The following is a 22,340-nucleotide window of genomic DNA, read 5'->3' as shown; positions in this document are numbered from 1 at the left end:
TAACGGCTGCGTGTGCTGTGGGCGGAGAGGAGGCGGAACTGCTTTTCGTAAACTGAGCGCATGCTAGCAAAAAATGTGCGTTTCCGCATGGTTTTTGCATATCGGGTGAGTAAAAAGGCAGCAGCGCTGACATTTTCCTTGACCATAATGGTGCAACGCGATAACGTATGGGACGCTTTGAACACCCCAAAGCCCTATGGTCAGGTCGCGACCGGCACACAAGGCCATCCGCGGCAAGACGCGCTTTCATTTGTAGGCAGTTTGTTCTAACCCGCGCCACAAGCGCGAGCGGTTCGTACAGGCGCCACAGAAACTCCGGCCAAACGAGTTGCGTTAAGCGTTGTTTTGTAAGGTATCTATGGGTGCCCAAAGAAATGTCGTGACCGCATGAAAAGGGAAGCAGGAGCACTGTCGCGCACGGCGAACTTCGTCAGGAAAGAACATCCGATCAATCTCCAATGGACCTTGAAAGGAATGTTTCATGAATACCGAAGCAGCAGCAGGACCAATTACCGGCGCAGAAATTGTCGTGCGCTGTCTGGCTGAAGAGGGCGTCGAGCACGTCTTTGGATACCCGGGCGGAGCCGTACTCTACATCTACGACGCCATCTTCCAGCAAAACAAATTCCAGCATATCCTGGTACGCCACGAGCAGGCCGCGATCCACGCCGCCGATGCCTATTCGCGCAGCTCGAACAAGGTCGGTGTCGCTATCGTCACGTCCGGTCCGGGCGTCACGAATGCCGTCACGGGCTTGTCCACCGCGTACATGGACTCGATTCCCATGGTCGTGATCTCCGGCCAGGTTCCGAGCCACGCCATCGGGCAGGATGCGTTCCAGGAATGCGACACGGTCGGCATCACCCGCCCCGTGGTCAAGCACAACTTCCTCGTCAAGGACGTCAAGGACCTGGCAGCGACGATCAAGAAAGCCTTCTTCATCGCCCGTACCGGCCGTCCGGGACCCGTGCTGGTCGATATCCCGAAGGATATCAGCATGCACAAATGCCATTTCGACTATCCGAAGGAAGTCGAGATGCGTTCCTACCGTCCCGTCGACAAGGGCCATTCCGGCCAGATCCGCAAGGCCGTGCAATTGCTGCTGCAAGCGGAACGTCCGATGATCTACACGGGCGGCGGCGTGATCCTGGCAAATGCCTCGGCCGAGCTGAACAAGCTGGTCGACCGCCTGGGTTTCCCATGCACCAACACCTTGATGGGCCTGGGCGGCTACCGCGCCTCGAGCGAGCAGTATGTCGGCATGCCCGGCATGCACGGCACCTATGAAGCGAACATGGCGATGCAGAACTGCGACGTCCTGATCGCCATCGGCGCCCGTTTCGATGACCGCGTGATCGGCAACCCGAAACATTTCGCTTCGCATCCGCGCAAGATCATCCACGTGGACATCGATCCATCGTCGATTTCCAAGCGCGTGAAGGTCGATATTCCCATCGTCGGCAACGTCAAGGATGTGCTGATCGAATTCCTGGCGCAACTGGACGCGGCCGAAGCCAAGCCGAACGTCAATGCATTGAGCAACTGGTGGAAGCAGATCGCCGAATGGCGTGGCCGCGAATGCCTGAAATACCCGACCTCCGACCTGGTCATCAAGCCGCAAGCGGTGGTCGAGAAAGTATTCCAGATCACCAAGGGCGACGCCTTCATCACGTCCGACGTGGGCCAGCACCAGATGTGGGCTGCGCAATATTATGGCTTCGACAAGCCGCGCCGCTGGATCAATTCCGGCGGCCTGGGCACCATGGGTGTTGGCTTGCCGTATGCCATGGGCGTGCAGATGGCCAATCCGGACGCCACCGTTGCGTGCATCACGGGCGAAGGTTCGATCCAGATGTGCATCCAGGAATTGGCGACGTGCAAGCAGTATCATTTGACGCCGAAGATCATCATGCTCAACAACCGTTTCCTCGGCATGGTGCGCCAGTGGCAGGAAATCGATTACGGTTCGCGCTATTCCGAGTCGTACATGGATTCGCTGCCCGACTTCGAGAAGCTGGCTGAAGCCTACGGACACGTGGGCATGAGAATTGAAAAACCGGGCGACGTTGACGGCGCCCTGAAAGAGGCGTTTGGCATGAAAGACAGGCTGGTATTCATGAACTTCATTACCGACCAGTCCGAAAACGTGTGGCCCATGGTGAAAGCCGGCAAAGGCCTGTCCGAAATGATGCTCGGCTCGGAGGACCTCTAATCATGCGCCATATTATTTCTGTCTTGCTGGAAAACGAAGCGGGCGCCCTGTCGCGCGTGGTGGGCCTGTTCTCGGCACGCGGCTACAACATCGAAACATTGACGGTGGCGCCGACGGAAGACTCGACCCTGTCGCGTATGACCATCGTCACCAGCGGCTCGGACGACATCATCGAGCAGATCACCAAGCACCTGAACCGCCTGATCGAAGTGGTGAAGGTGGTGGACCTGACCGAAGGCCAGCATATCGAACGCGAGTTGATGCTGATCAAGGTTCGTGCCGTGGGCAAGGAGCGCGAGGAAATGAAGCGCACCGCCGATATCTTCCGTGGCCGCATCATCGATGTCACCGAAAAGACGTACACGATCGAACTGACCGGCAACAAGGTCAAGCTTGACGCGTTCATCGATTCGATCGACCGCGCCGCCATCCTGGAAACCGTCCGCACGGGTGGTTCCGGTATCGGCCGCGGCGAACGCATCCTCAAAGTATAAAAAGACAAGCAGCTCTACGCGGCCCTGGCGCCGCATTTAAAACAACAACGCATCATCAAATTATAGGAAATACCATGAAAGTTTTTTACGACAAAGACGCTGACCTCTCCTTGATCAAAGGCAAAAACGTTGCCATCATCGGCTACGGTTCGCAAGGCCATGCACACGCACAAAACCTGAACGATTCGGGCGTCAACGTCACCGTCGGCCTGCGCAAGGGCGGCGCTTCGTGGACCAAGGTCGAGCAAGCGGGCTTGAAAGTAGCGGAAGTCAACGACGCCGTGAAAGCAGCCGACGTCATCATGATTCTGTTGCCGGATGAAAACATCGCCCAGGTCTACAACGAAAACATCGCCCCGTTCGCCAAGCAAGGCGCCGTCCTGGCCTTCGCCCACGGCTTCAACGTGCATTACGGCCAAGTCGTGCCACGCGCCGACCTGGACGTGATCATGGTCGCGCCGAAAGCCCCGGGCCACACCGTCCGCGCCACCTACACCCAGGGCGGCGGCGTGCCCCACCTGATCGCCGTGTACCAGGACAAATCGGGCATCGCCCGCGATATCGCCCTGTCGTACGCCTCGGCCAACGGCGGCGGCCGTGCCGGCATCATCGAAACGAACTTCCGCGAAGAAACTGAAACGGATCTGTTCGGCGAACAAGCCGTGCTGTGCGGCGGCGCCGTGGAACTGATCAAGGCTGGCTTCGAAACCCTGACGGAAGCCGGTTACGCGCCTGAAATGGCCTACTTCGAGTGCTTGCACGAACTGAAGCTGATCGTCGACCTGATCTATGAAGGCGGCATCGCCAACATGAACTACTCGATCTCGAACAACGCCGAATACGGCGAATACGTGACCGGTCCTAAAGTCGTGACCTCGGCCACCAAGGATGCGATGCGTCAATGCCTGAAAGACATTCAAACGGGCGAATACGCGAAGAGCTTCATCCTGGAAAACAAGGCAGGCGCACCGACCCTGATCTCGCGCCGCCGCCTGACGTCCGAGCACCAGATCGAAGAAGTGGGCGCGAAACTGCGCGCCATGATGCCTTGGATCGCCAAGAACAAGATGGTCGACCAGTCGAAGAACTAAGCAGTTCCAGCTCTTCAGACAAAGCCGGCGCAAGCCGGCTTTTTTGTGCGCAGGCGCTTGGCAGGCAACATCCGTTACAATCAGGCCCATTCAACAATACCGTCAGTCTCATGCTTGTTTTTTCTAAAGTTTTTGTCGGGAATCTTCATGTGGTCAAGCGACCCGTCGCGGTTGCCGTCAGCTGCTGGTTTCTGCTCATCGGCTCGCTATTAGCGCTGGCGTCGGCTTTCCTTGGCCGCCACGATCCCGCCATGCTGGCCGCAATGGGGGACGGCGTGATTCCCGCCGAGGTGCAATACGCGATTTTGCTCTTCAGCCAGGGCATTACCCTGGTGGCGGCGCTGGCCATGCTGCAACGGCAGCGTGGCGCGCGCACGGTGTATCTGGTGTGGGGCGTGATCGACATTGCGCTCTGCCTGGCGACCTTGCCGGTCAAGATGAACGTCTTGCCTGGTGCGTTCACGTTCGCCGTCATTTGCGCCTTCCTGTACAGTCCGAAATCGAATGCCTGGTTTTCGCCACGCAAGGCGGCCAATGATGCCTGCATGACACCAGCTTGAGCACTGCCGGTTCAAGCACGGCTGTCTTGGCGCGCACGCTTTTCGCCCGCCTCCTATATAATTCCGCCCTTCCTTTGCAGTTTCCTATGGACTGCATCTGTTTCGGTATCTGCCGACCGCAACGCGCATCACCGCTTTTGTAGCACGCCAGGCGCTAATTGATCAGCCGCTTGCGCAACCTGAAGGACCCCTATGACTGACCGCATTACCGCCACAGTACCCATGCCGGGCACTGCAGAATCCTCCGTTTCCGAACGGCTTCCCGTCCTGGCCTTGCTGGCCCTGGCCATGACGGCGTTTCTCGCCCTCCTGTCGGAAACCTTGCCGGCCGGCTTGCTGCCGCAGATTGCCCGGGACCTGAATATTTCCGAAGTCATGACGGGCCAGCTGGTGACCGTGTACGCCATCGGCTCGATCCTGACGGCGATTCCCCTGACGGCCCTGACGAGCGGCTGGCGCCGGCGCAATGTCTTGCTGCTGGCCATCATCGGCTTTTTGATCTTCAATACGGCGACGGCCCTGTCGCCCAACTATATGGTCGCCCTGGCCTCGCGCTTCGTCACCGGCATGGCCGCTGGCCTGGCTTGGGGCCTGATGGCCGGCTACGCGCGCCGCATGGTCAGCGTCGAACAGCAGGGCAGGGCGATGGCCATTGCCATGATCGGCACGCCGCTGGCCCTGTCGCTGGGCGTGCCGCTGGGCACCCTGATGGGTGGCGTGCTGGGCTGGCGCAGCATCTTCGGCATCATGTCCGGCATGGCCGTGCTGCTGGTCGCGTGGGTGTTGCTGGCCGTACCCGATTATCCGGGCCAAAAGAATGGCGAACGCCTGTCGATCCGTCAGGTGTTCATGACGCCGGGCGTGCGGCCGATCTTGGCCGTCATCGTCGCCTGGATGCTGGCGCATAACATTCTGTATACCTACATCGCGCCGTTCCTGGCGCCGTCCGGCTTGCGCCCCCGCGTCGACCTGGTGCTGCTCGTGTATGGCGTGGGCTCGCTGGCCGGCATCTGGCTGGTCAGCCAGCTGATCGACCGCTGGCTGCGCCCGCTCGTGCTTGGCTGCATCGCCGCGTTTGCCCTCGTGATGGTGGCGCTGGGCCTGGCGATGGACTCCCCGATCGTCATTTATGTCAGCATGGCCATCTGGGGCATCACCTTTGGCGGCGCCGGCACCTTGCTGCAGACGGCGTCGGCGGACGCGGCCGGCGACGGCATGGATGTGGCGCAGGCCATGGTGGCGACCATCTGGAACGTGGCCATCGCGGGCGGCGGCCTGGCGGGCGGCATGCTGCTCGACGGTTATGGCGCGGCGTCGTTCCCGTGGGCCATGCTGGCCTTGCTGATGGTGGCACTGACCATCGCCTGGCGCGCGCACCGGCATAGTTTCAAGCCGGGCCGGCGCAGCGGCGGTGCAGTGCACGGTCACTAATAACATTGTTATTTTGAATGGCACTGTGTTGAAATGTGAGCAGATGTGACTGGCAAGCACATTTTGTGACGATTTGTTAATTTGCGCCACAGGAATGAATGAGGCGTTAGAATCTACACAGTTTGACAAGTTTCTCAGGCGAAAGGGATGGCAAAAGCGTCCCCTTCGCTGGCTGTCAGCCATATTAACTACCTAGGAGTACCCCCATGACCGTGATGAAATCCGTCCTTGTTGCCGCCGCCGCCACCGTTGCCCTGAGCGCACAAGCCCAATCCCTGCCGACCAACGGCACCCTGGTGGTCGTACCCGCGTTTGGCGAAGTCAAGCATGTCAATGACCAGGTGGTCGCTACCCTGGCCGTCGAAGAACAGGACAAGGACAAGGCTGCGGCCGCGTCGAGAGTCAACCAGAAGATGAACAAGGGTATCGCCATCGTCAAGCAGGCTGATCCATCGGCAGCATTGAAGTCGTACGGCTACTACACCTATCCCGTGTATCCGGAAGAGCGTCCATTACCGGCTGGCGCCGTGGCCAAGCCGCGCCTGCCAACGGCCTGGCGCGTGGGCCAGTACCTGGAAGTGACGACGGCCAACCTGGCGTCCCTGCCAAAAACCGTGTCGGCGGCGCAAGGCGTGCTGACCCTGAATGGCTTGAATTTCGGCCTGAAGCCGGAAACCATCCGCCTGCTGGATGACCAGCGCATCGCCGCCACGTATAAAAACCTGAACGAACGCGTGGCCGCCATCGCCAAGGCCATGGGCCGCAACGTTTCCGACGCCGTGCTCGATACGGTGGACTTCGAAGGTTCGGGCAACTATGTCACCGAAAACCGTGCTGCCGCCGCACCGATGATGATGCGCAGCGCCAAGATGGCTGAAGACAGCACCGTTGCCGAACCAAGCTTCGAGCCGGGCGAAACGACGCTCGATATGCGCGTCGTCGGCAAGGTCAAGTTCAAGTAAGCTCAAGTAAGCTGATTCGCGCGGAAATGCTTCCGCGTTAGCATGTTGTAAAGATCATGGGGCTGCTGGCCCCATGGTCGTTTTTGCCCCATTATTTCCAGGAGAACACTATGACCGTCATGAAAGCTATGCTGGCCGCCGCCGCCGCTACCTTTGCCCTGAGCGCACAAGCCCAGGCCCTGCCCACCTCCGGCACCCTCGTGGTGGTGCCCGCCAACGGCGAAGTGGTGCATGCGAACGACCAGGTGACCGTCACCCTGGCCATCGAAGAGCAGGACAAGGACAAGGCCGCCGCCGCCTCGCGCGTGAACCAGAAGATGAACCAGGGCGCGGCCATCGTCAAGAAAGCCGACCCGCAAGCCGTGCTGAAGACCCAGGGCTACTACACGTATGCCGTGTATCCGGAAACGGCGCCCTTGCCGCCGGGCGCCGTCGCCAAGCCGCGCGTGCCGACCGGCTGGCGAGTGGGCCAGTATCTGCAGGTGACGACGACCAACCTGGCCGCCTTGCCGAAAACCGTGTCCGCGGCGCAAGGCGTGCTGACCCTGAACCGCCTGAATTTCGGCCTGGCGCCCGCCACCATCCGCAAGCTCGATGACCAGCGCATCGCGGCCGCGTACAAGAACTTGAACGAGCGCGTGGCCGCCATCGCCGGCGCCATGGGCCGCAATGTCAACGATGCCGTGATCGACACCATCGATTTCGAAGGTTCGGGCAATTACGCGCAGCGCGTCAGCGTGGCCGGTGCGCGCAACATGAGCGCCGATGCCATGGGCTACGGCGGCAACCAGGTGGCCGAACCGAGCTTCGAAGCGGGCGAAACGACCCTGAACATGGGCCTGGTGGCGAAGATCAAGTTCAAATAGGATAGTATCGGCGTCAATATTGCCAGCTTGACGCCGCCGCGCTTTTCTTTGGCGGTGGCTCCTCTATAATGGCAACATCGGCAGGCGCATGCCGTAAGACGAATGCGCCTGCCATCTGGCACCGAATCCCCGCAGTACACAAGATATGGAACAACATGGCAAACTTCCCCCGTCGTAGAGGCAAGAACGGCACCCCCGCAGTATCCAAAGCGTCCCGCTTCAGCAAATTCGTGCGCCAGCCGGTGACCGATGGCACTGGCAAGAAAACCTTGCGCCGCCGCGGCATCTATCTGTTGCCGAATGCCTTCACGACGGCAGCCCTATTTTGCGGCTTCTACGCCATCGTCATGGCCATGAACCAGAAATTCGAACACGCAGCCTGGGCCATCTTCATCGCCATGATCCTCGACGGCCTCGACGGCCGCATCGCCCGCCTGACGAATACGCAGAGCGAATTCGGCGCCCAGTACGACAGCCTGTCCGACATGGTGTCGTTCGGCGCCGCGCCGGCGCTGGTGATCTATGAATGGTCGCTGCGCGGCATGGGCAAGCTGGGCTGGCTGGCCGCCTTCGTGTATTGCGCCGGCGCCGCCTTGCGCCTGGCACGCTTCAACACGAATATCGCCGTGGTCGACAAGCGCTTCTTCCAGGGCTTGCCCAGCCCGGCGGCGGCGGCCATGGTGGCCGGTTTCATCCTGCTGATGAACGACCTGGAATTTGCCGGCAACCAGCTGGCCTGGGTCTCGTGGACGATCGCCCTGTTCTCCGGCCTGACCATGGTCACCAACGTGCCGTTCTACAGTTTCAAGGATGTGAATTTCCGCAAGTCCGTGCCCTTTATCGTGGTATTCCTGCTGGCATTATTCTTTGCGCTCATTTCCATCGATCCGCCGAAAGTGCTGTTCCCGATCTTCGTCGCCTATGGCCTGTCCGGCTACGCCGTGTTTTTCTGGCGCATGGCGAAGGGCAAGCCCGTCAGCATCATCCAGACCGACCCCGAGCATTGATGCGCTGAGTCGGTAGCGTCGCCAGTCTTCAGCCAGCCAGGAGCAGCCATGAACACCAGCAACCGACTCATCATTTTTGACACCACCTTGCGCGACGGCGAGCAATCGCCGGGCGCTTCCATGACGCGCGAGGAAAAGCTGCGCATCGCCAAGCAGCTCGAACGCATGAAGGTCGACGTGATCGAAGCGGGCTTCGCCGCTGCCTCCCAGGGCGATTTCGAGTCGATACGGGCGATTGCCGGCGCCGTGCGCGAGTCCACCATCTGTTCGCTGTCGCGCGCCAACGACCGCGACATCGCCCGCGCCGCCGAAGCCCTGCAACCGGCCGAGCGCAAGCGCATCCACACTTTTATCGCCACCTCGCCCCTGCACATGCAGATGAAGCTGCGCATGACGCCCGAGGAAGTCTTGCTGCAGGCGCAGAACGCCGTGCGCTTTGCCCGCCAGTTCACGGACGACATCGAATTCAGCCCCGAAGACGGCAGCCGCTCCGACGAGGATTTCCTGTGCCGAGTGCTGGAGGGCGTGATCGCCGAGGGCGCCACCACCATCAATTTCCCCGACACGGTGGGTTACGCCGTGCCGGAAATCTTTGGCAATACCATCAAGCGCTTGCGCGAACGCATCCCGAACTCCGATAAAGCCATCTGGTCCGTGCATTGCCATAACGACCTGGGCCTGGCTGTGGCCAATTCGCTGGCCGGCGTCATGATCGGCGGCGCGCGGCAGATCGAGTGTACCGTCAATGGCCTCGGCGAGCGGGCCGGCAATACGGCGCTGGAAGAAGTGGTGATGGCGCTGCGCACGCGCGCCGCCTATTACAACTTGACGGTGGGCATCGATACGACGCAAATCGTGGCGGCATCCAAGATGGTGTCGCAAATCACGGGCTTTGCCGTGCAGCCGAACAAGGCCGTCGTCGGCGCGAACGCATTTGCGCACGCCTCCGGCATCCACCAGGACGGCATCTTGAAGGCGCGCGAAACGTATGAAATCATGCGCGCCGAAGACGTGGGCTGGACGGCCAACAAGATCGTCCTCGGCAAGCTGTCGGGACGCAACGCCTTCAAGCAGCGGCTGCACGAGCTGGGCATCGCGCTGGAATCGGAAGCGGACATCAACGCCGCCTTCCTGCGCTTCAAGGAGCTGGCGGACCGGAAATCCGAGATCTTCGACGAAGACATCATGGCTCTCGTCAGCGAGGAACAGCAGGCGCAGGAAAGTGAGCACTACCGTTTCATTTCACTGACGCAGCAGTCGACGACGGGCGCCGTGCCGCATGCGCGCGTGGAATTCCTCGTCGGCGGCAAGCAACTGAGTTGCGAAGGGCGGGGCGACGGCCCCGTCGACGCCACCGTCAACGCCATCGAAAGCGCGGCCGCCAGCGGCGCGGAACTGGTCTTGTTTTCCGTCAATGCCATCAGCACGGGCACGCAGTCGCAGGGCGAAGTCACCATGCGCCTGTCGCGTGACGGGCGCATCGTCAACGGCGTGGGCGCCGACCCGGACATCATCGTCGCGTCGGCCAAGGCGTATCTGTCGGCGTTAAATAAACTGCACGCCAAGGATGAGCGCATCGATCCCCAGCCGTAAGAGGGACGCTGGCAATCTGTCACCAGAAAAAGCGCCGCTCTTCCTTGGCTGGATCGGGCCCGTTCATCATCATGCGCACGATGCCGTCGTGGTCGAAATGCACGTGCATCATGGAATCCCAGACGCCCGATTCCTTGTAGCGGTAGGACCAGACGTGCAGTTTCGGCAGCGACAGGTACGATGTTTCCGTCGGGCGGCCCAGGGTGTGCAGCACGTCTTGCTGGGTCGACACACCCACCTTGATGCGGGCAAAGCCCGGCGTGTCGAGCACTTGCTCGTAGGAAATTAGCTTGTCATCGGGGCCGAAGCGGGCCATGTACGTGTATTGGCCGTACGGTCCCGTCGCGTATTCCAGTTCAGGCCCGGTGGGCAATTGATAGATATTCGTCGGCCGGCCCAGGCGCGCTTCCACGGCGGCGCGCGGCTCGCCCGGCTGGGGCGGCGGGACGTTCCAGCTGGCGCAGCCGGCCAGCGCGGCAAACAGCAGCGGTGTTGCTGATTTGAGCAGTTTTTTCATGTTTGACCTCCTGAAATGCAGGAAAATCCTATCATGCACCGAGAAAAGGCCGCACGGCAGGATACAGGCGGGCATTTTTCCGATATACTTGCGCGTCTGGTTGGAAGCATAGGCCAGTATTTTAATAATCGTAGTTCACGGTGGATAGGGTTCAGACTCTGTGCACCGCATGTGAAAGGTTTATCATGACAGTAGAAAACATCAACAAAGCCGCTATCATCGCGGACAACGCACGTGGTCAAAACGACACCGGCTCCCCTGAAGTGCAAGTTGCACTGCTGACAGCTCGCATCAACGAACTGAACGGCCACTTCAAAGCCCACTCGAAAGATCACCACTCCCGCCGCGGCCTGATCATGATGGTCAACCGTCGTAAGAGCCTGTTGTCCTACCTGAAGGCTAAAGACGCTACCCGTTATCGCGACCTGATCGCTAAACTTGGTCTGCGCAAGTAATTTTTGCCGTACAAGGTTTATACAGAAATGCCTGCGCCAGTTCGCTGACGCGGGCATTTTGTCATTTGAATTCCGGATTTATATCGAGAATTACAGTATTCTCTCCCGATATCATGTTTTAAAAGTAAAGTAGTAAAGGTGGCAACGATGTTTCTGCCGCCTGTGGTGAGGTGAACGACAGCCCCTGAAAATCTGTCGGCAATTAGAAAAGGGATACCCCATGTTTAACAAAGTTACGAAAACCTTCCAGTACGGTCAACACCAAGTGACCCTGGAAACCGGCGAAATCGCACGTCAGGCATCCGGCGCAGTGCTGGTGTCGATCGAAGATACCGTCGTTCTGGCAACGGTAGTGGCACGCAAAGATGCCAAGCCAGGCCAGGATTTCTTCCCTTTGACGGTTGATTATGTCGAGAAAACCTATGCTGCCGGTAAAATCCCGGGCGGTTTTTTCAAGCGCGAAGGCCGTCCTTCCGAAAAAGAAACACTGACATCCCGTTTGATCGACCGTCCTATCCGTCCGCTGTTCCCGGAAGGCTACCTGAATGAAGTGCAAGTCATCATTCACGTGTTGTCGGTCAACCCTGAAATCGATCCGGACATCGCCGCCATGATCGGCGCCTCGGCCGCCCTGTGCGTATCGGGCGTGCCTTTCAACGGTCCTATCGGCGCAGCGCGCGTCGGTTACGCCAATGGCCAGTACATCCTGAACCCGACCGTCCAGCAGCTGAAAACGTCGGAAATGGACCTGGTTGTCGCCGGTACCGAAACGGCTGTGCTGATGGTCGAATCGGAAGCGAAACAGCTGTCCGAAGAAATCATGCTGGGCGCCGTGGTCTTCGGCCACGACCAGATGAAAGTCGTCATCGACGCGATTCACGACCTGGTGCGTGACGGCGGCAAGCCGGAAGTGGAATGGGCGCCTGCGCCGAAAAACGAAGCACTGATCGCCCGCGTCGCGCATTTCGCCAACGCCAAGATCAATGACGCGTATCAAACCAAGGACAAGCAAGAGCGTACGGCCAAGCTGAAAGCGGCGACGTCGGAAGTGATCGCCGACCTGTCGGCCGAAGCGGCTGCCGCCGGCGGCGCGTCCATCGACAGCGCTGAAGTCAACAACATCCTGTTCGACATCGAAGCGAAAATCGTGCGTACGCAGATCCTGGACGGCGAGCCACGCATCGACGGCCGCGACACGCGCACCGTGCGTCCGATCTCGATCCGCACCAGCGTGCTGCCACGCACCCACGGTTCGGCCCTGTTCACGCGTGGCGAAACGCAAGCGCTGGTCGTGGCGACGTTGGGCACCGCCCGCGACAGCCAGAAGATCGATGCGCTGATGGGCGAGTTCACCGATTCGTTCATGCTGCATTACAACATGCCTCCGTTCGCCACCGGCGAAACGGGCCGTGTCGGTACGCCAAAACGCCGCGAAATCGGCCACGGCCGCCTGGCCAAGCGCGCGCTGATCGCCGCCCTGCCAGCAGCTGAAGAGTTCAGCTACTCGGTGCGCCTGGTGTCGGAAATCACGGAATCGAACGGTTCCTCGTCGATGGCATCGGTGTGCGGCGGCTGCCTGGCACTGATGGACGCCGGCGTGCCGATGAAAGAACACGTGGCCGGTATCGCCATGGGCTTGATCAAGGAAGGCGGCAAGTTTGCCGTGCTGTCCGACATCCTGGGCGACGAAGATCACCTGGGCGACATGGACTTCAAGGTAGCCGGTACCCGCAACGGTATCACGGCGCTGCAGATGGACATCAAGATCATGGGCATCACCAAGGAAATCATGCAAGTGGCACTGGCGCAAGCCAAGGAAGGCCGCGAGCACATCCTGGGCGAAATGCAAAAAGCCATGCCGCACGTCAAAACCGAACTGTCCGATTTCGCGCCGCGTCTGATCACCATCAAGATCAACCCGGAAAAAATCCGTGACGTGATCGGCAAGGGCGGCGCCGTGATCCGCGCGCTGACCGAAGAGACGGGCACCCAGATCGACATCAGCGACGAAGGCGTGGTCACCATCGCTTCCGTCGACGCCGCTGCCGGCCAGGAAGCCAAGCGCCGCATCGAAGAACTGACCGCGTCCGTCGAAGTGGGCAAGACCTACGAAGGCACCGTGCTGAAACTGCTGGACTTCGGCGCCATCGTGCAAGTCATGCCAGGCAAGGACGGCTTGCTGCACATCTCGCAGATCGCCAACGAGCGCGTCAACGCCGTGGCCGACTACCTGAAAGAAGGTCAGCTGGTACGTGTAAAAGTTCTGGAAACGGACGACCGCGGCCGCCTGAAACTGTCGATGAAAGCTGCCGAAGGCAACGAAGCGCCAGCCGCTTGATGTCCTTCAGGTACGCCTGAGTGCGGCTTCGGCCGCATGCTTAAAAACCGCCGGCGCGCAAGCCCTGGCGGTTTTTTTATGCGCCGCGTTTGCGCTGTATCGAAGGCGTGTGCCGCCTTGCTCGCCTGTCTGCACCGGCCTTGATCCAGCGCGTATCGGCCGCTGCCGCGCCTTGTAGATTCGGCATGGGATATTCCCCTGAACGAGTCTTCCAAGGAGATGCAGCATGCGCACATTCTGCGGGCTGGCCGCCGCCTTTCTGCTTGCCGTCGCGCCCGGTGTCCGGGCACAGCTGGACAATGCACCCATGCCGGTGCCGCTGCCCATTCCCATCGCCGCCGCGTCCGCGGCCATGCCGGCGCAAGACCTCGACGCCTTGCGCGCCGTGCATGCGCGCGAAATCAATGACCTCAGCACCTTCAAGACGGCGGGCTTGCAGCGTGAAGCGATCGATCCCTACCTGGACAGCGCACCGGGCCGGCAATTCTTGCGCGAACTGCGCGCCGCCGATCCTGCCGCCCCGGCCGAGACGATTTACGCGCGCGCGATCGAGCAGCTTGCTTCCGGTAGCACCTTGCCAGATTTGCAAGCCATGTCGGCCGCGCTGGTAAAAATCGTGCCGCATGGCCAGAATGTATCGCCGTACTCGCCGTATTTCACTACCAGCGCACAATTGCAGCTGGCGTCGGGCCGTTGCGCCAGCCTGGCCGACTGTTTTGGCTTGCCCTTGAAGAGCGAGGCGCCGCTGTATGATGTGTATCAGATCATGCCCAAGGGCACTGTCAACGTGTTCGTCAGCCAGGTGGCGCCGACGCAAGAGCTGGGCGGGCTGGTGCGGCGCCGTGGCGGGGCACAGCAATATCTGCTGCCCAACCGCAGCCTGTGGTCGGCCCCCGTGCTGATCGGCACGATCAAGAATTAAGGAGAGATGATGGATCAACAGCGTTTGCAAGCCCATGCCGCCGAACTGGAGCAATTGCTGGCCCGGCTGGCGCCTGCCGATGGGGAAGTGGCCGACCTGCGCAGCGCGCTGGAGCCGCTGCTGGCCTTAGCTGGCAGCGGGGCCTTGAGCGCGCCGCTGCCGTGGGGCGACATCCCCGGCGGGCGTTACTTTACGGAAGGCGGCTTGCGCCAGTACCCTGAACTGGAGCAGGCATTTGCCCGTTTCCGCATCGAAGCGACGGGTGGCGAATCGCCGGCCCTGCGCAAGCTGCGCGGCGAGTTGTAATTAATATATGGTATCAATTGTTGTTTATGGGTAATTGACTGTCAGTATTGCTTGACGACAAAATCTTATTCATCGACCATGGCGCATCCCTCCCGATTTTCTCTTTTTTATTGGATGCACCATGTTGTCCTCCCTTAAGGCGCGGCTGATCGCCATCGCCGTTTCCATCGTCGTGCTGGCCATGCTGGCCGTTGCCATCGCCAATTTCTTCACTACGCGCTCAAGCACCCTGGCCGCGCTCGACACGCAGATGCTGCAGTTGTCGCACAGCCATGCCGCGGCCATCGCCGAATGGCTGCGTTCCAAGCAAGCCGTCGTGGGCTCGCTCAAGCAGGGCGCCACGGCGGCCGATCCGCTGCCGGCCCTGAAGGCTGCCGAACAGGCGGGCACGTTTGACATGGCGTATATCGGCTTTGCCGACAAGCATGCCGTCTTTTCGCAAGAGCGCAAGCGCGCCGCAGACTATGATCCCACGGCGCGGCCCTGGTACAAGCTGGCGTCCGAAGCGGGCGGCCCCGTCATTACGGCGCCGTATATCGGCGCCAGCACGGGCAAGCTGGTGGTGACGTTTGCCGAGCCGCTGGGCGGCAAGGGCAGCGTGACGGGTGTGCTGGCCGCCGACGTGATGATGGATGCCGTGGTGCAAAACGTCGCATCGATCAAGCCGACGGCGTCCAGCTATGCCTTCCTCGTCGATGGCGGCGGCAAGATCATCGCCCACCCGGACGACAAGCTGACCTTGAAGCCCCTGGCCGAGCTCGATCCGGGCCTGAGCGCGCAGGCGCTGGCCGATATTGAAAAGAGCGGCGATGGCGCCGCCATTCGCCTGGGCGAGCGTGACGGCATCTTGCATGTAAGTAAGGTGCCGGGCAGCGACTGGTTGCTTGCCACCGTGCTCGACCGGGCAGAGGCGACGCAAGCATTGACTTCCATGCTGCGCGCCTCGGCCTTGACGGCCTTGCTGGTGCTGGCCCTGGCCGCCACGGTATTGAGCGCGCTGGTGGCGCGCGCCTTGCGCCGCCTGGGCCTGGTGCGCGATGCGATGGAAGCGATCGCCACGGGCGACGGCGACCTGACCAGCCGCCTCGACGCGGAAGGCTCGGATGAGCTGGCGCAGATCGCCAAGGCGTTTAACTTGTTTGTCGAAAAAATCGCCACCGTGCTGGTGCAGATCCGCAGCATCAGCACCCTGGTGCGCAGCGAGTCGGCTGATATTGCCGCCGGCAATGCCGACCTGTCCTCGCGCACGGAAGCGCAGGCGGGCGCGCTGGAAGAAACAGCCAGCTCGATGGATGAGCTGACCTCGACCGTCAAGCAGAATGCGGAAAACGCGCATGCGGCCAATGAACTGGCCGTGTCCGCTTCGGAAGTGGCGGCCAAGGGCGGCCGCGTGGTGCAGCAAGTGGTCGGCACCATGGCCGGCATCCAGGAAAGCTCGCGCAAGATCGTCGACATCATCGGCGTGATCGACGGCATCGCCTTCCAGACGAATATCCTGGCCCTGAACGCGGCCGTCGAGGCGGCGCGCGCGGGCGAGCAGGGCAGGGGCTTTGCCGTGGTGGCGTCCGAAGTGCGCAACCTGGCGCAACGCTCCGCTGGCGCGGCCAAGGAAATCAAGGAATTGATCGGCGACTCGGTGGAGAAAGTGGATGCCGGCGGCCGCCTTGTCGATGAAGCGGGCCAGACCATGGACCAGGTGGTGGCGTCGGTGCAGCAATTGACCACCATCATGAGCGAGATCACGGTGGCCAGCCGCGAACAGAGCGCCGGCATCGGCGAAATCAATACGGCCGTCACGCACATGGATACCATGACGCAGCAAAACGCGGCCCTTGTCGAGCAGGCGGCGGCCGCCGCGGAAAGCCTGCAGGAGCAAGCCGTGGACCTGGCGCAAGCCGTCGGCATGTTCCGCCTGGGCGATGCGCCAGCTGCGGCACCGGCGTCCGTGACGCGCCTCAAGGCCAAGCCTGTGGCCCCTGCGCCGCGCGCGCCGGCCCGCGCGCTGTCGCCGGCCAGGCCCGTCAAGGCGGCCAAGGCGGGCGCTGACGAGTGGGAAGAGTTTTAAGCGCGCAGCAGTAAATCGACGTTTATCCGCGTTTTTGTCAGGCCAGCCTGCCAAAAGCGCAGTTCGTCGCAATCGGCGTGTCTGCCGCGAGCGGTATGGCTATAGTGATCACATACCGCAAGCCCACTGCCAGACACCCGAGGAGAACAACATGAACGTCGCTAAAAACATGGAAGTCATTGCCGTTGCCGCCGCCATCCTGATCAGCGCCAGCTGCTACGCCATCGCCCCGGCCGCCCCGGCCCTGCAAGTGGCCAGCTCCACCGCCACCCTGGCCGCGCCAGCGGGCAAGACTGCCATGCACGTGGTGGTCGTCAAGGCCAAGCGCCTGAACGCCGCCGAAAAAGCCCGTTTCGCATAATTGATTGTCAGCAATTTTTGCTGCTGCTACAGTGGCAGCCAGTGGCAATGCGCGGGAGCTCCACGAGGGCGCCGCGGCACATAAAAACAAGATACCGAGGATGCATTACATGAAAAAGACACTGCAACTGGCGCTGCTGTTCCTGGCGACTCTGGGCCTGGTGCGCGGCGCGGCCGCCGAGACCCGCTTGCTGGAAATGCGCAACGTCGACGCCCGCGTGGTGCGCGTCAAGCTCGATGGCGTGATGGAAGTGCGCATTCGCCAGGGCAACGTGCCTTCGCTGAGCATCACGGCCGACAAGCGCTATATCGCCGATGTCAGCACGGCGCAAAGCGGCGATACCCTGCACATCGAAACGGAAGTGCGCGGCTTCAAGATCGGCCCTTCGTCGATCCGCGCCGACCTGGTCTTGCCGAACTTGCGCGAACTGAGCTCGGAAGGTTTTGGCAGCACGGACATCACGGGGTTCAAGGGCGAGGAACTGACCCTGTCGCTGGAAGGGGCGGGCAGCATCAAGCTGGTGGGCGATTACCGCAAGCTCAATGCCAGCCTGGGCGGCGTGGGCAGCATGCAGATATGGATAGGTAACAATGAGCGGGCCGAGCTGGACTTGCAGGGCGCCGGCTCGGTGGTGCTGGGCGGACGCGGGCGGCTCCTGAAAGCCAGCCTGGGTGGCCTGGGCAGCCTGAATGCACAGCAGTTCGAAGCGGACGCCGTCAACCTGGAATTGAGCGGCCTCGGCAACGCCACGGTGAATGCCCATACGAATGCCAAGCTGAACTTGAGCGGGCTCGGTTCGGTGGTGGTGTACGGCAAGCCGGTCAACCGCGATGTCAGCGTCGAGGGCCTGGGCAAAGTTAGCTGGAAGTAAAAGCATCCTGCCGCAGGCCTTTTGGCAGGACAAGAATAAGTAGTCAGACCACATCCCATTCCGATGAAAAAACTGATCATTACATTACTCATGCTGTTGACGATACAGCTACCCGCGCGGGCTGGCTTCGCCGAAGGCGCCAGCGCCTACAACAACAAGAATTACGCGCTCGCCTACAAGGAAATATTGCCACTGGCTAAAACCGGTAGCGCCGATGCCCAGCACTTGCTGGGCTTGATGTATTACATGGGGCGGGGCTTGCCGCAGGATTACAAGCAAGCCATGTTCTGGCACCGCAAGGCGGCCGAGCAGGGCAAGGCCGACGCCCAGTATGTGGTGGGCGCCATGTATTACACGGGCAATGCCGTGCTGCAAGACCATAAGCAGGCCGTCGGCTGGTTCCGCAAGGCGGCCGAGCAGAACCATGCCGAGGCGCAGCAGGTGCTGGGCCTGATGTACCGCTACCACATGGGCGGCGTGCAGCAGGATAATGTCATCGCCTACATGCTGTGGAACCTGGCGGCCGCGAATGGCAACGCGAATGCGGCCGACCAGCGCGCCGCCGTGGTGCGCAAGATGACGCATGAGCAAGTCGAGGAAGGGCAAGCCCTGTCGGCGAAATGGAAGCCGGGTACGCCATTGCCGCGGCAGTCGAAGACGGGCGGCGCCTAAGGGGGAGCGGTGCCCTGCAAGGGCTGGCGGCTTGGCGTACAATCGCCGTTTTCCTTTGAGAGAGTCCCGCCATGCGTGCAGTTGCCATCAGCCAGCCAGGTCCCGCCGACGTTTTGCAGATCGCCGAACGTCCCATGCCGCAATATAAGGCGGGCGAACTGCTGATCAAGGTGCACGCGGCCGGCATCAACCGTCCCGACGTGCTGCAGCGCCTGGGCAAATACGCGCCGCCAGCCGGCGCGTCGGACTTGCCGGGCCTGGAAGTGGCGGGCGAAGTCGTCGATGGCGATTTCAGCAACACCGCATTCAAGAAGGGCGACCTGGTCTGCGCACTGGTGCAGGGCGGCGGCTATGCCGAATACTGCGCCGCGCCTGCCGGCCAGTGCCTGCCTTTGCCGCAAGGCTTGACGGCGCTAGAAGGCGCGTCCCTGCCCGAGAATTTCTTTACCGTCTGGAGCAATGTCTTCGACCGCTGCGCGCTGGCTGATGGCGAAACGTTATTGGTGCAGGGCGGCACGTCCGGCATCGGCGTGACGGCCATCCAGCTGGCGGCCGCGCTCGGTCACCGCGTGTTTGCCACGGCGGGCAGCGACGAGAAGGCGCGCGCCTGCGAGGCGCTGGGCGCCGAGCGGGGCATCAATTACCGCACGGAAGATTTCGTTACCGTCGTCAAGGAATTGACCGGTGGCAAAGGCGTCGACGTCATCCTCGACATGGTGGGCGGCGACTACCTGCCGCGCGAAATCGATTGCCTGGCCGACGATGGCCGCATCGGCCTGATCGCCGTGCAGGGCGGCACCAAGGCGGAACTGGACCTGGGTAGCTTGCTGCGCCGCCGCCTGACGGTGACGGGTTCCACCCTGCGTCCCCGTTCCGTCGCCTTCAAGGCGGCCATCGCCAACCACCTGCGCGCGACCGTCTGGCCGCTGATCGAGGCAGGCAAGATCAAGCCCGTGATCTATCAAACTTTCCCGTTGGAAAAAGCCAACGAGGCGCATGCCTTGATGGAAGCGAGCACGCACGTGGGCAAGATCATGTTGCAAGTTGCCTGAAACGGGGCACTGCCTGTTTGACCGGCATCGGTGCCGGAGTTAGAATGACGGGTTATTAGAATTTAGGCTACTATGCGTCGCAAACTCGTCGTCGGAAATTGGAAAATGAACGGCAGTCGCACCTCGAACGCGGTGTTATTGTCTGAAATAGTTGCTGGCCTGGCTGCCTCTGGCGCCGCCAGCGCCGTCTGTGTGCCTGCGCCGTATCTGGCGCAGTGCCAGGCGCAATTGGCAGGCACGGCTCTTGGCTGGGGCGCGCAGGATGTGTCCGCGCATGCCGGCGGCGCCTACACGGGAGAAATCTCGACCGCCATGCTGCAGGATTTTGGCTGCGGCTACGTGGTGATCGGGCATTCCGAGCGCCGCGCCTACCATGGCGAGAGCGATGCGCAAGTGGCGGCCAAGACGGTTGCCGCGCTGGCGGCAGGCATCACGCCTATCGTCTGCATCGGCGAAACGCTGGCGCAGCGCGAAGCGGGCCAGACCAATGCCGTGGTGGCGCAGCAGCTGGGCGCCGTGCTGGCGGCGATTTCCGCCGACGACGTGGCGAAACTGGTGCTGGCCTATGAGCCAGTCTGGGCCATCGGCACGGGCAAGACCGCCACGCCGCAAATGGCGCAGGACGTGCATCAGGTATTGCGCGCCCAGTTGGTGGCAAAGAATGCGGTAGCGGCCGCCGGCGTGCAAATCCTGTACGGCGGCAGCATGAAGCCGGAGAACGCAAAAGAATTGATGGCGATGCCGGATATCGATGGCGGTCTGATCGGTGGAGCAGCATTGAAGGCGGCGGATTTCCTGGCAATTATTCACGCCGCTGATTGAATTAATTTAAACTAAGAATGGAATTGCAATGAACATGATGTTCAATCTGGTAGTGGTAGTACAGGTTATTTCGGCATTGTCGATTATCGCGCTGGTGTTGCTGCAGCACGGCAAGGGCGCCGACATGGGCGCCGCCTTCGGTTCGGGCGCCTCGGGCAGCCTGTTCGGTGCGACGGGTTCGTCGAACTTCATGTCGAAATCGACGGGCGTTGCCGCCGCGATCTTCTTCGGCGCCACCCTGGCCCTGTCGCTGATGGCCAATCAGCGCGCCACCACGGTCGGCGGCGGCGTGATGGATAAAGTCGTCAAGCCAGTGCCGGTCACCGGCGCGGGCGCGATCCCGACGACGGTGCCAGCAGCCCCTGCGGCACCAGCGGCCAGCGCTCCAGCGGCGGCGGCACCGGTTGCCAGCACCCCGGCCGGGGCGATTCCGAAGTAATTCTGTATTAACTCGATGCCTCATCGAGAGTAATTCTCATTACGGGCAGATTATTGCTCAATGTTTTAGCAGTGCGGCAGGAAAAAATCGTGACGCGCTGGAAGATGTAAAAATTTATCGTTTTTATCTGTGTTTTGATGCATTTGTGCATTAACTTTAGCGGCAAAGCAGAGTAGAATACGGGCCTTACCGCCGACGTGGTGAAATTGGTAGACACGCTATCTTGAGGGGGTAGTGGCGAAAGCTGTACGAGTTCGAGTCTCGTCGTCGGCACCAGAAATCAGAAGCCAGCAACGGCGCACGAGCCATGGCTCGTACAAAGTTGCTGGCTTTTTTTACGAGGATGTGTCGTTCGATCCTGGTCTTAGCTTTGATTGGGGTCGTGCGTTAGATACGCTGCAAATGATCGCAGCGTCCTCATTTAACCGATCGTTCAATATAAGCTCATCAATCGTGAACCTCGAAAATTACTTCCCCGTCCTGCTGTTTATTATTATCGGCCTTGGTGTCGGTATCGCTCCCCAGCTCCTGGGGCGCCTGTTAGGTCCTAACAAGCCTGACGCAGCAAAACTCTCCCCGTACGAATGTGGCTTTGAAGCATTCGAAGACGCGCGCATGAAATTTGATGTGCGCTACTATCTGGTCGCAATCCTGTTTATTTTGTTCGATCTGGAAACGGCATTCTTTTTCCCATGGGGCGTTGCAATGCGCGACCTGGGCTGGGCCGGTTTCGTCACGATGATGGTGTTCATCGCTGAATTCGTGGTCGGATTTTGGTACATTTGGAAGAAAGGTGCCCTTGACTGGGAATAAGCCATGGCTATTGAAGGCGTATTAAGCGAAGGTTTCATCACCACCTCGGCCGACAAGCTGATCAACTGGGCGCGCACCGGGTCTATGTTCCCGATGACGTTCGGTCTGGCCTGCTGTGCGGTCGAAATGATGCATGTGGGCGCAGCCCGCTACGATATGGACCGTTTCGGCGTCGTGTTTCGTCCGTCGCCGCGTCAGTCCGACGTCATGATCGTTGCCGGCACCCTGTGCAACAAGATGGCGCCGGCCCTGCGCAAGGTCTACGACCAGATGGCAGAGCCACGCTGGGTCATCTCGATGGGTTCCTGCGCCAATGGCGGCGGGTACTACCATTACTCCTATTCCGTGGTGCGCGGTTGCGACCGCATCGTGCCCGTCGACGTGTATGTGCCTGGCTGTCCTCCGACCGCTGAAGCCTTGCTGTACGGCATCATGCAGTTGCAGAACAAGATCAAGCGTACCAGCACGATCGCACGCTAACGGGGCCGTTT

General features: G+C 60.9%; 23 protein-coding genes and 1 tRNA gene. 23 read left to right on the top strand and 1 reads right to left on the bottom strand.

Translation table 11 applies throughout. The features are described from left to right. Window positions 1-481 precede the first annotated feature (481 nt). The 9 genes from O3297_RS13110 to O3297_RS13070 all read left to right on the top strand — a co-directional run bounded on the left by O3297_RS13110 (window position 482) and on the right by O3297_RS13070 (window position 10,216). Window positions 482-2,212, top strand: coding sequence for an acetolactate synthase 3 catalytic subunit (locus tag O3297_RS13110; protein ID WP_052139969.1), 1,731 nt, complete (start codon window positions 482-484; stop codon window positions 2,210-2,212). Window positions 2,213-2,214: 2 nt separating this feature from the next. After that, window positions 2,215-2,706, top strand: a complete 492-nt coding sequence (ilvN, locus tag O3297_RS13105) for an acetolactate synthase small subunit (protein WP_010399754.1) — start codon at window positions 2,215-2,217, stop codon at window positions 2,704-2,706. A gap of 74 nt (window positions 2,707-2,780) precedes the next feature. After that, window positions 2,781-3,797, top strand: a complete 1,017-nt coding sequence (ilvC, locus tag O3297_RS13100) for a ketol-acid reductoisomerase (protein WP_034750044.1) — start codon at window positions 2,781-2,783, stop codon at window positions 3,795-3,797. Then, the gene (locus O3297_RS13095) at window positions 3,755-4,357 is read left to right on the top strand and encodes a hypothetical protein (RefSeq protein WP_305049721.1); all 603 of its coding nucleotides are present in this window, start codon (window positions 3,755-3,757) and stop codon (window positions 4,355-4,357) included. The genes ilvC and O3297_RS13095 overlap by 43 nt, the downstream gene beginning before the upstream one ends. Before the next feature lie 192 nt (window positions 4,358-4,549). Beyond that, a complete protein-coding gene (locus O3297_RS13090; protein ID WP_305048891.1) occupies window positions 4,550-5,788 on the top strand; it encodes an MFS transporter in 1,239 nt (412 codons plus the stop codon). 206 nt (window positions 5,789-5,994) lie between these two features. Beyond that, window positions 5,995-6,750, top strand: coding sequence for an SIMPL domain-containing protein (locus O3297_RS13085; protein WP_034779548.1), 756 nt, complete (start codon window positions 5,995-5,997; stop codon window positions 6,748-6,750). 110 nt (window positions 6,751-6,860) lie between these two features. Continuing rightward, the gene (locus tag O3297_RS13080) at window positions 6,861-7,616 is read left to right on the top strand and encodes an SIMPL domain-containing protein (RefSeq protein ID WP_305048890.1); all 756 of its coding nucleotides are present in this window, start codon (window positions 6,861-6,863) and stop codon (window positions 7,614-7,616) included. Window positions 7,617-7,771: 155 nt separating this feature from the next. Beyond that, window positions 7,772-8,623: a CDP-diacylglycerol--serine O-phosphatidyltransferase gene (gene pssA / locus O3297_RS13075; RefSeq protein WP_034779546.1), complete on the top strand. Its 852-nt coding sequence runs from the start codon at window positions 7,772-7,774 to the stop codon at window positions 8,621-8,623. A gap of 48 nt (window positions 8,624-8,671) precedes the next feature. Then, window positions 8,672-10,216 carry a 2-isopropylmalate synthase gene (locus O3297_RS13070; RefSeq protein ID WP_305048889.1) on the top strand — a complete coding sequence of 515 codons (1,545 nt, stop codon included), beginning with the start codon at window positions 8,672-8,674 and terminating at the stop codon, window positions 10,214-10,216. Between the two features lie 19 nt (window positions 10,217-10,235). Here O3297_RS13070 and bamE read toward each other — a convergent pair whose 3' ends face one another. Beyond that, window positions 10,236-10,733 (bottom strand): outer membrane protein assembly factor BamE, encoded by a 498-nt coding sequence (gene bamE, locus O3297_RS13065; RefSeq protein ID WP_305048888.1) that lies wholly within the window; start codon window positions 10,731-10,733, stop codon window positions 10,236-10,238. Between the two features lie 185 nt (window positions 10,734-10,918). On the opposite strand from bamE, the gene rpsO reads away from it, so the two are divergent. The 14 genes from rpsO to O3297_RS12995 all read left to right on the top strand — a co-directional run bounded on the left by rpsO (window position 10,919) and on the right by O3297_RS12995 (window position 22,329). Beyond that, window positions 10,919-11,188: a 30S ribosomal protein S15 gene (gene rpsO / locus O3297_RS13060; RefSeq protein ID WP_010399743.1), complete on the top strand. Its 270-nt coding sequence runs from the start codon at window positions 10,919-10,921 to the stop codon at window positions 11,186-11,188. 220 nt (window positions 11,189-11,408) lie between these two features. Then, on the top strand, window positions 11,409-13,526 hold the full coding sequence (gene pnp / locus O3297_RS13055) for a polyribonucleotide nucleotidyltransferase (protein WP_010399742.1): 2,118 nt from the start codon (window positions 11,409-11,411) through the stop codon (window positions 13,524-13,526). 226 nt (window positions 13,527-13,752) lie between these two features. Beyond that, the gene (locus tag O3297_RS13050) at window positions 13,753-14,448 is read left to right on the top strand and encodes a hypothetical protein (RefSeq protein WP_305048887.1); all 696 of its coding nucleotides are present in this window, start codon (window positions 13,753-13,755) and stop codon (window positions 14,446-14,448) included. 9 nt (window positions 14,449-14,457) lie between these two features. Continuing rightward, complete coding sequence (locus tag O3297_RS13045) at window positions 14,458-14,754, top strand: hypothetical protein (RefSeq protein ID WP_070282162.1); 297 nt, start codon at window positions 14,458-14,460, stop codon at window positions 14,752-14,754. 121 nt (window positions 14,755-14,875) lie between these two features. Then, window positions 14,876-16,819 (top strand): methyl-accepting chemotaxis protein, encoded by a 1,944-nt coding sequence (locus O3297_RS13040; RefSeq protein WP_305048886.1) that lies wholly within the window; start codon window positions 14,876-14,878, stop codon window positions 16,817-16,819. Window positions 16,820-16,970: 151 nt separating this feature from the next. Beyond that, entirely contained in the window at window positions 16,971-17,180 is a 210-nt protein-coding gene (locus O3297_RS13035) for a hypothetical protein (protein WP_099388388.1), read from the top strand. A 109-nt stretch (window positions 17,181-17,289) separates the two neighbouring features. Beyond that, a complete protein-coding gene (locus O3297_RS13030) occupies window positions 17,290-18,051 on the top strand; it encodes a GIN domain-containing protein (RefSeq protein WP_034779536.1) in 762 nt (253 codons plus the stop codon). A 63-nt stretch (window positions 18,052-18,114) separates the two neighbouring features. Next, on the top strand, window positions 18,115-18,723 hold the full coding sequence (locus O3297_RS13025) for a tetratricopeptide repeat protein (protein ID WP_070255624.1): 609 nt from the start codon (window positions 18,115-18,117) through the stop codon (window positions 18,721-18,723). A 71-nt stretch (window positions 18,724-18,794) separates the two neighbouring features. After that, the gene (locus O3297_RS13020; protein WP_151096512.1) at window positions 18,795-19,775 is read left to right on the top strand and encodes an NAD(P)H-quinone oxidoreductase; all 981 of its coding nucleotides are present in this window, start codon (window positions 18,795-18,797) and stop codon (window positions 19,773-19,775) included. Window positions 19,776-19,847: 72 nt separating this feature from the next. Next, entirely contained in the window at window positions 19,848-20,597 is a 750-nt protein-coding gene (gene tpiA / locus O3297_RS13015; RefSeq protein ID WP_071653416.1) for a triose-phosphate isomerase, read from the top strand. Window positions 20,598-20,625: 28 nt separating this feature from the next. After that, a complete protein-coding gene (secG, locus tag O3297_RS13010; protein WP_070255615.1) occupies window positions 20,626-21,036 on the top strand; it encodes a preprotein translocase subunit SecG in 411 nt (136 codons plus the stop codon). Between the two features lie 191 nt (window positions 21,037-21,227). After that, a tRNA-Leu gene (locus O3297_RS13005) sits at window positions 21,228-21,312 on the top strand. 177 nt (window positions 21,313-21,489) lie between these two features. Beyond that, window positions 21,490-21,849, top strand: a complete 360-nt coding sequence (locus O3297_RS13000; protein WP_010399734.1) for an NADH-quinone oxidoreductase subunit A — start codon at window positions 21,490-21,492, stop codon at window positions 21,847-21,849. 3 nt (window positions 21,850-21,852) lie between these two features. Continuing rightward, entirely contained in the window at window positions 21,853-22,329 is a 477-nt protein-coding gene (locus O3297_RS12995) for an NADH-quinone oxidoreductase subunit B family protein (RefSeq protein ID WP_010399733.1), read from the top strand. The last annotated feature ends 11 nt before the right edge of the window (window positions 22,330-22,340 follow it).

The sequence above is a fragment of the Janthinobacterium sp. SUN128 genome (assembly GCF_030587275.1).
Classification (GTDB): Bacteria; Pseudomonadota; Gammaproteobacteria; order Burkholderiales; family Burkholderiaceae_D; genus Janthinobacterium; species Janthinobacterium lividum.
This window is presented reverse-complemented; position numbering and strand designations above follow the sequence as displayed.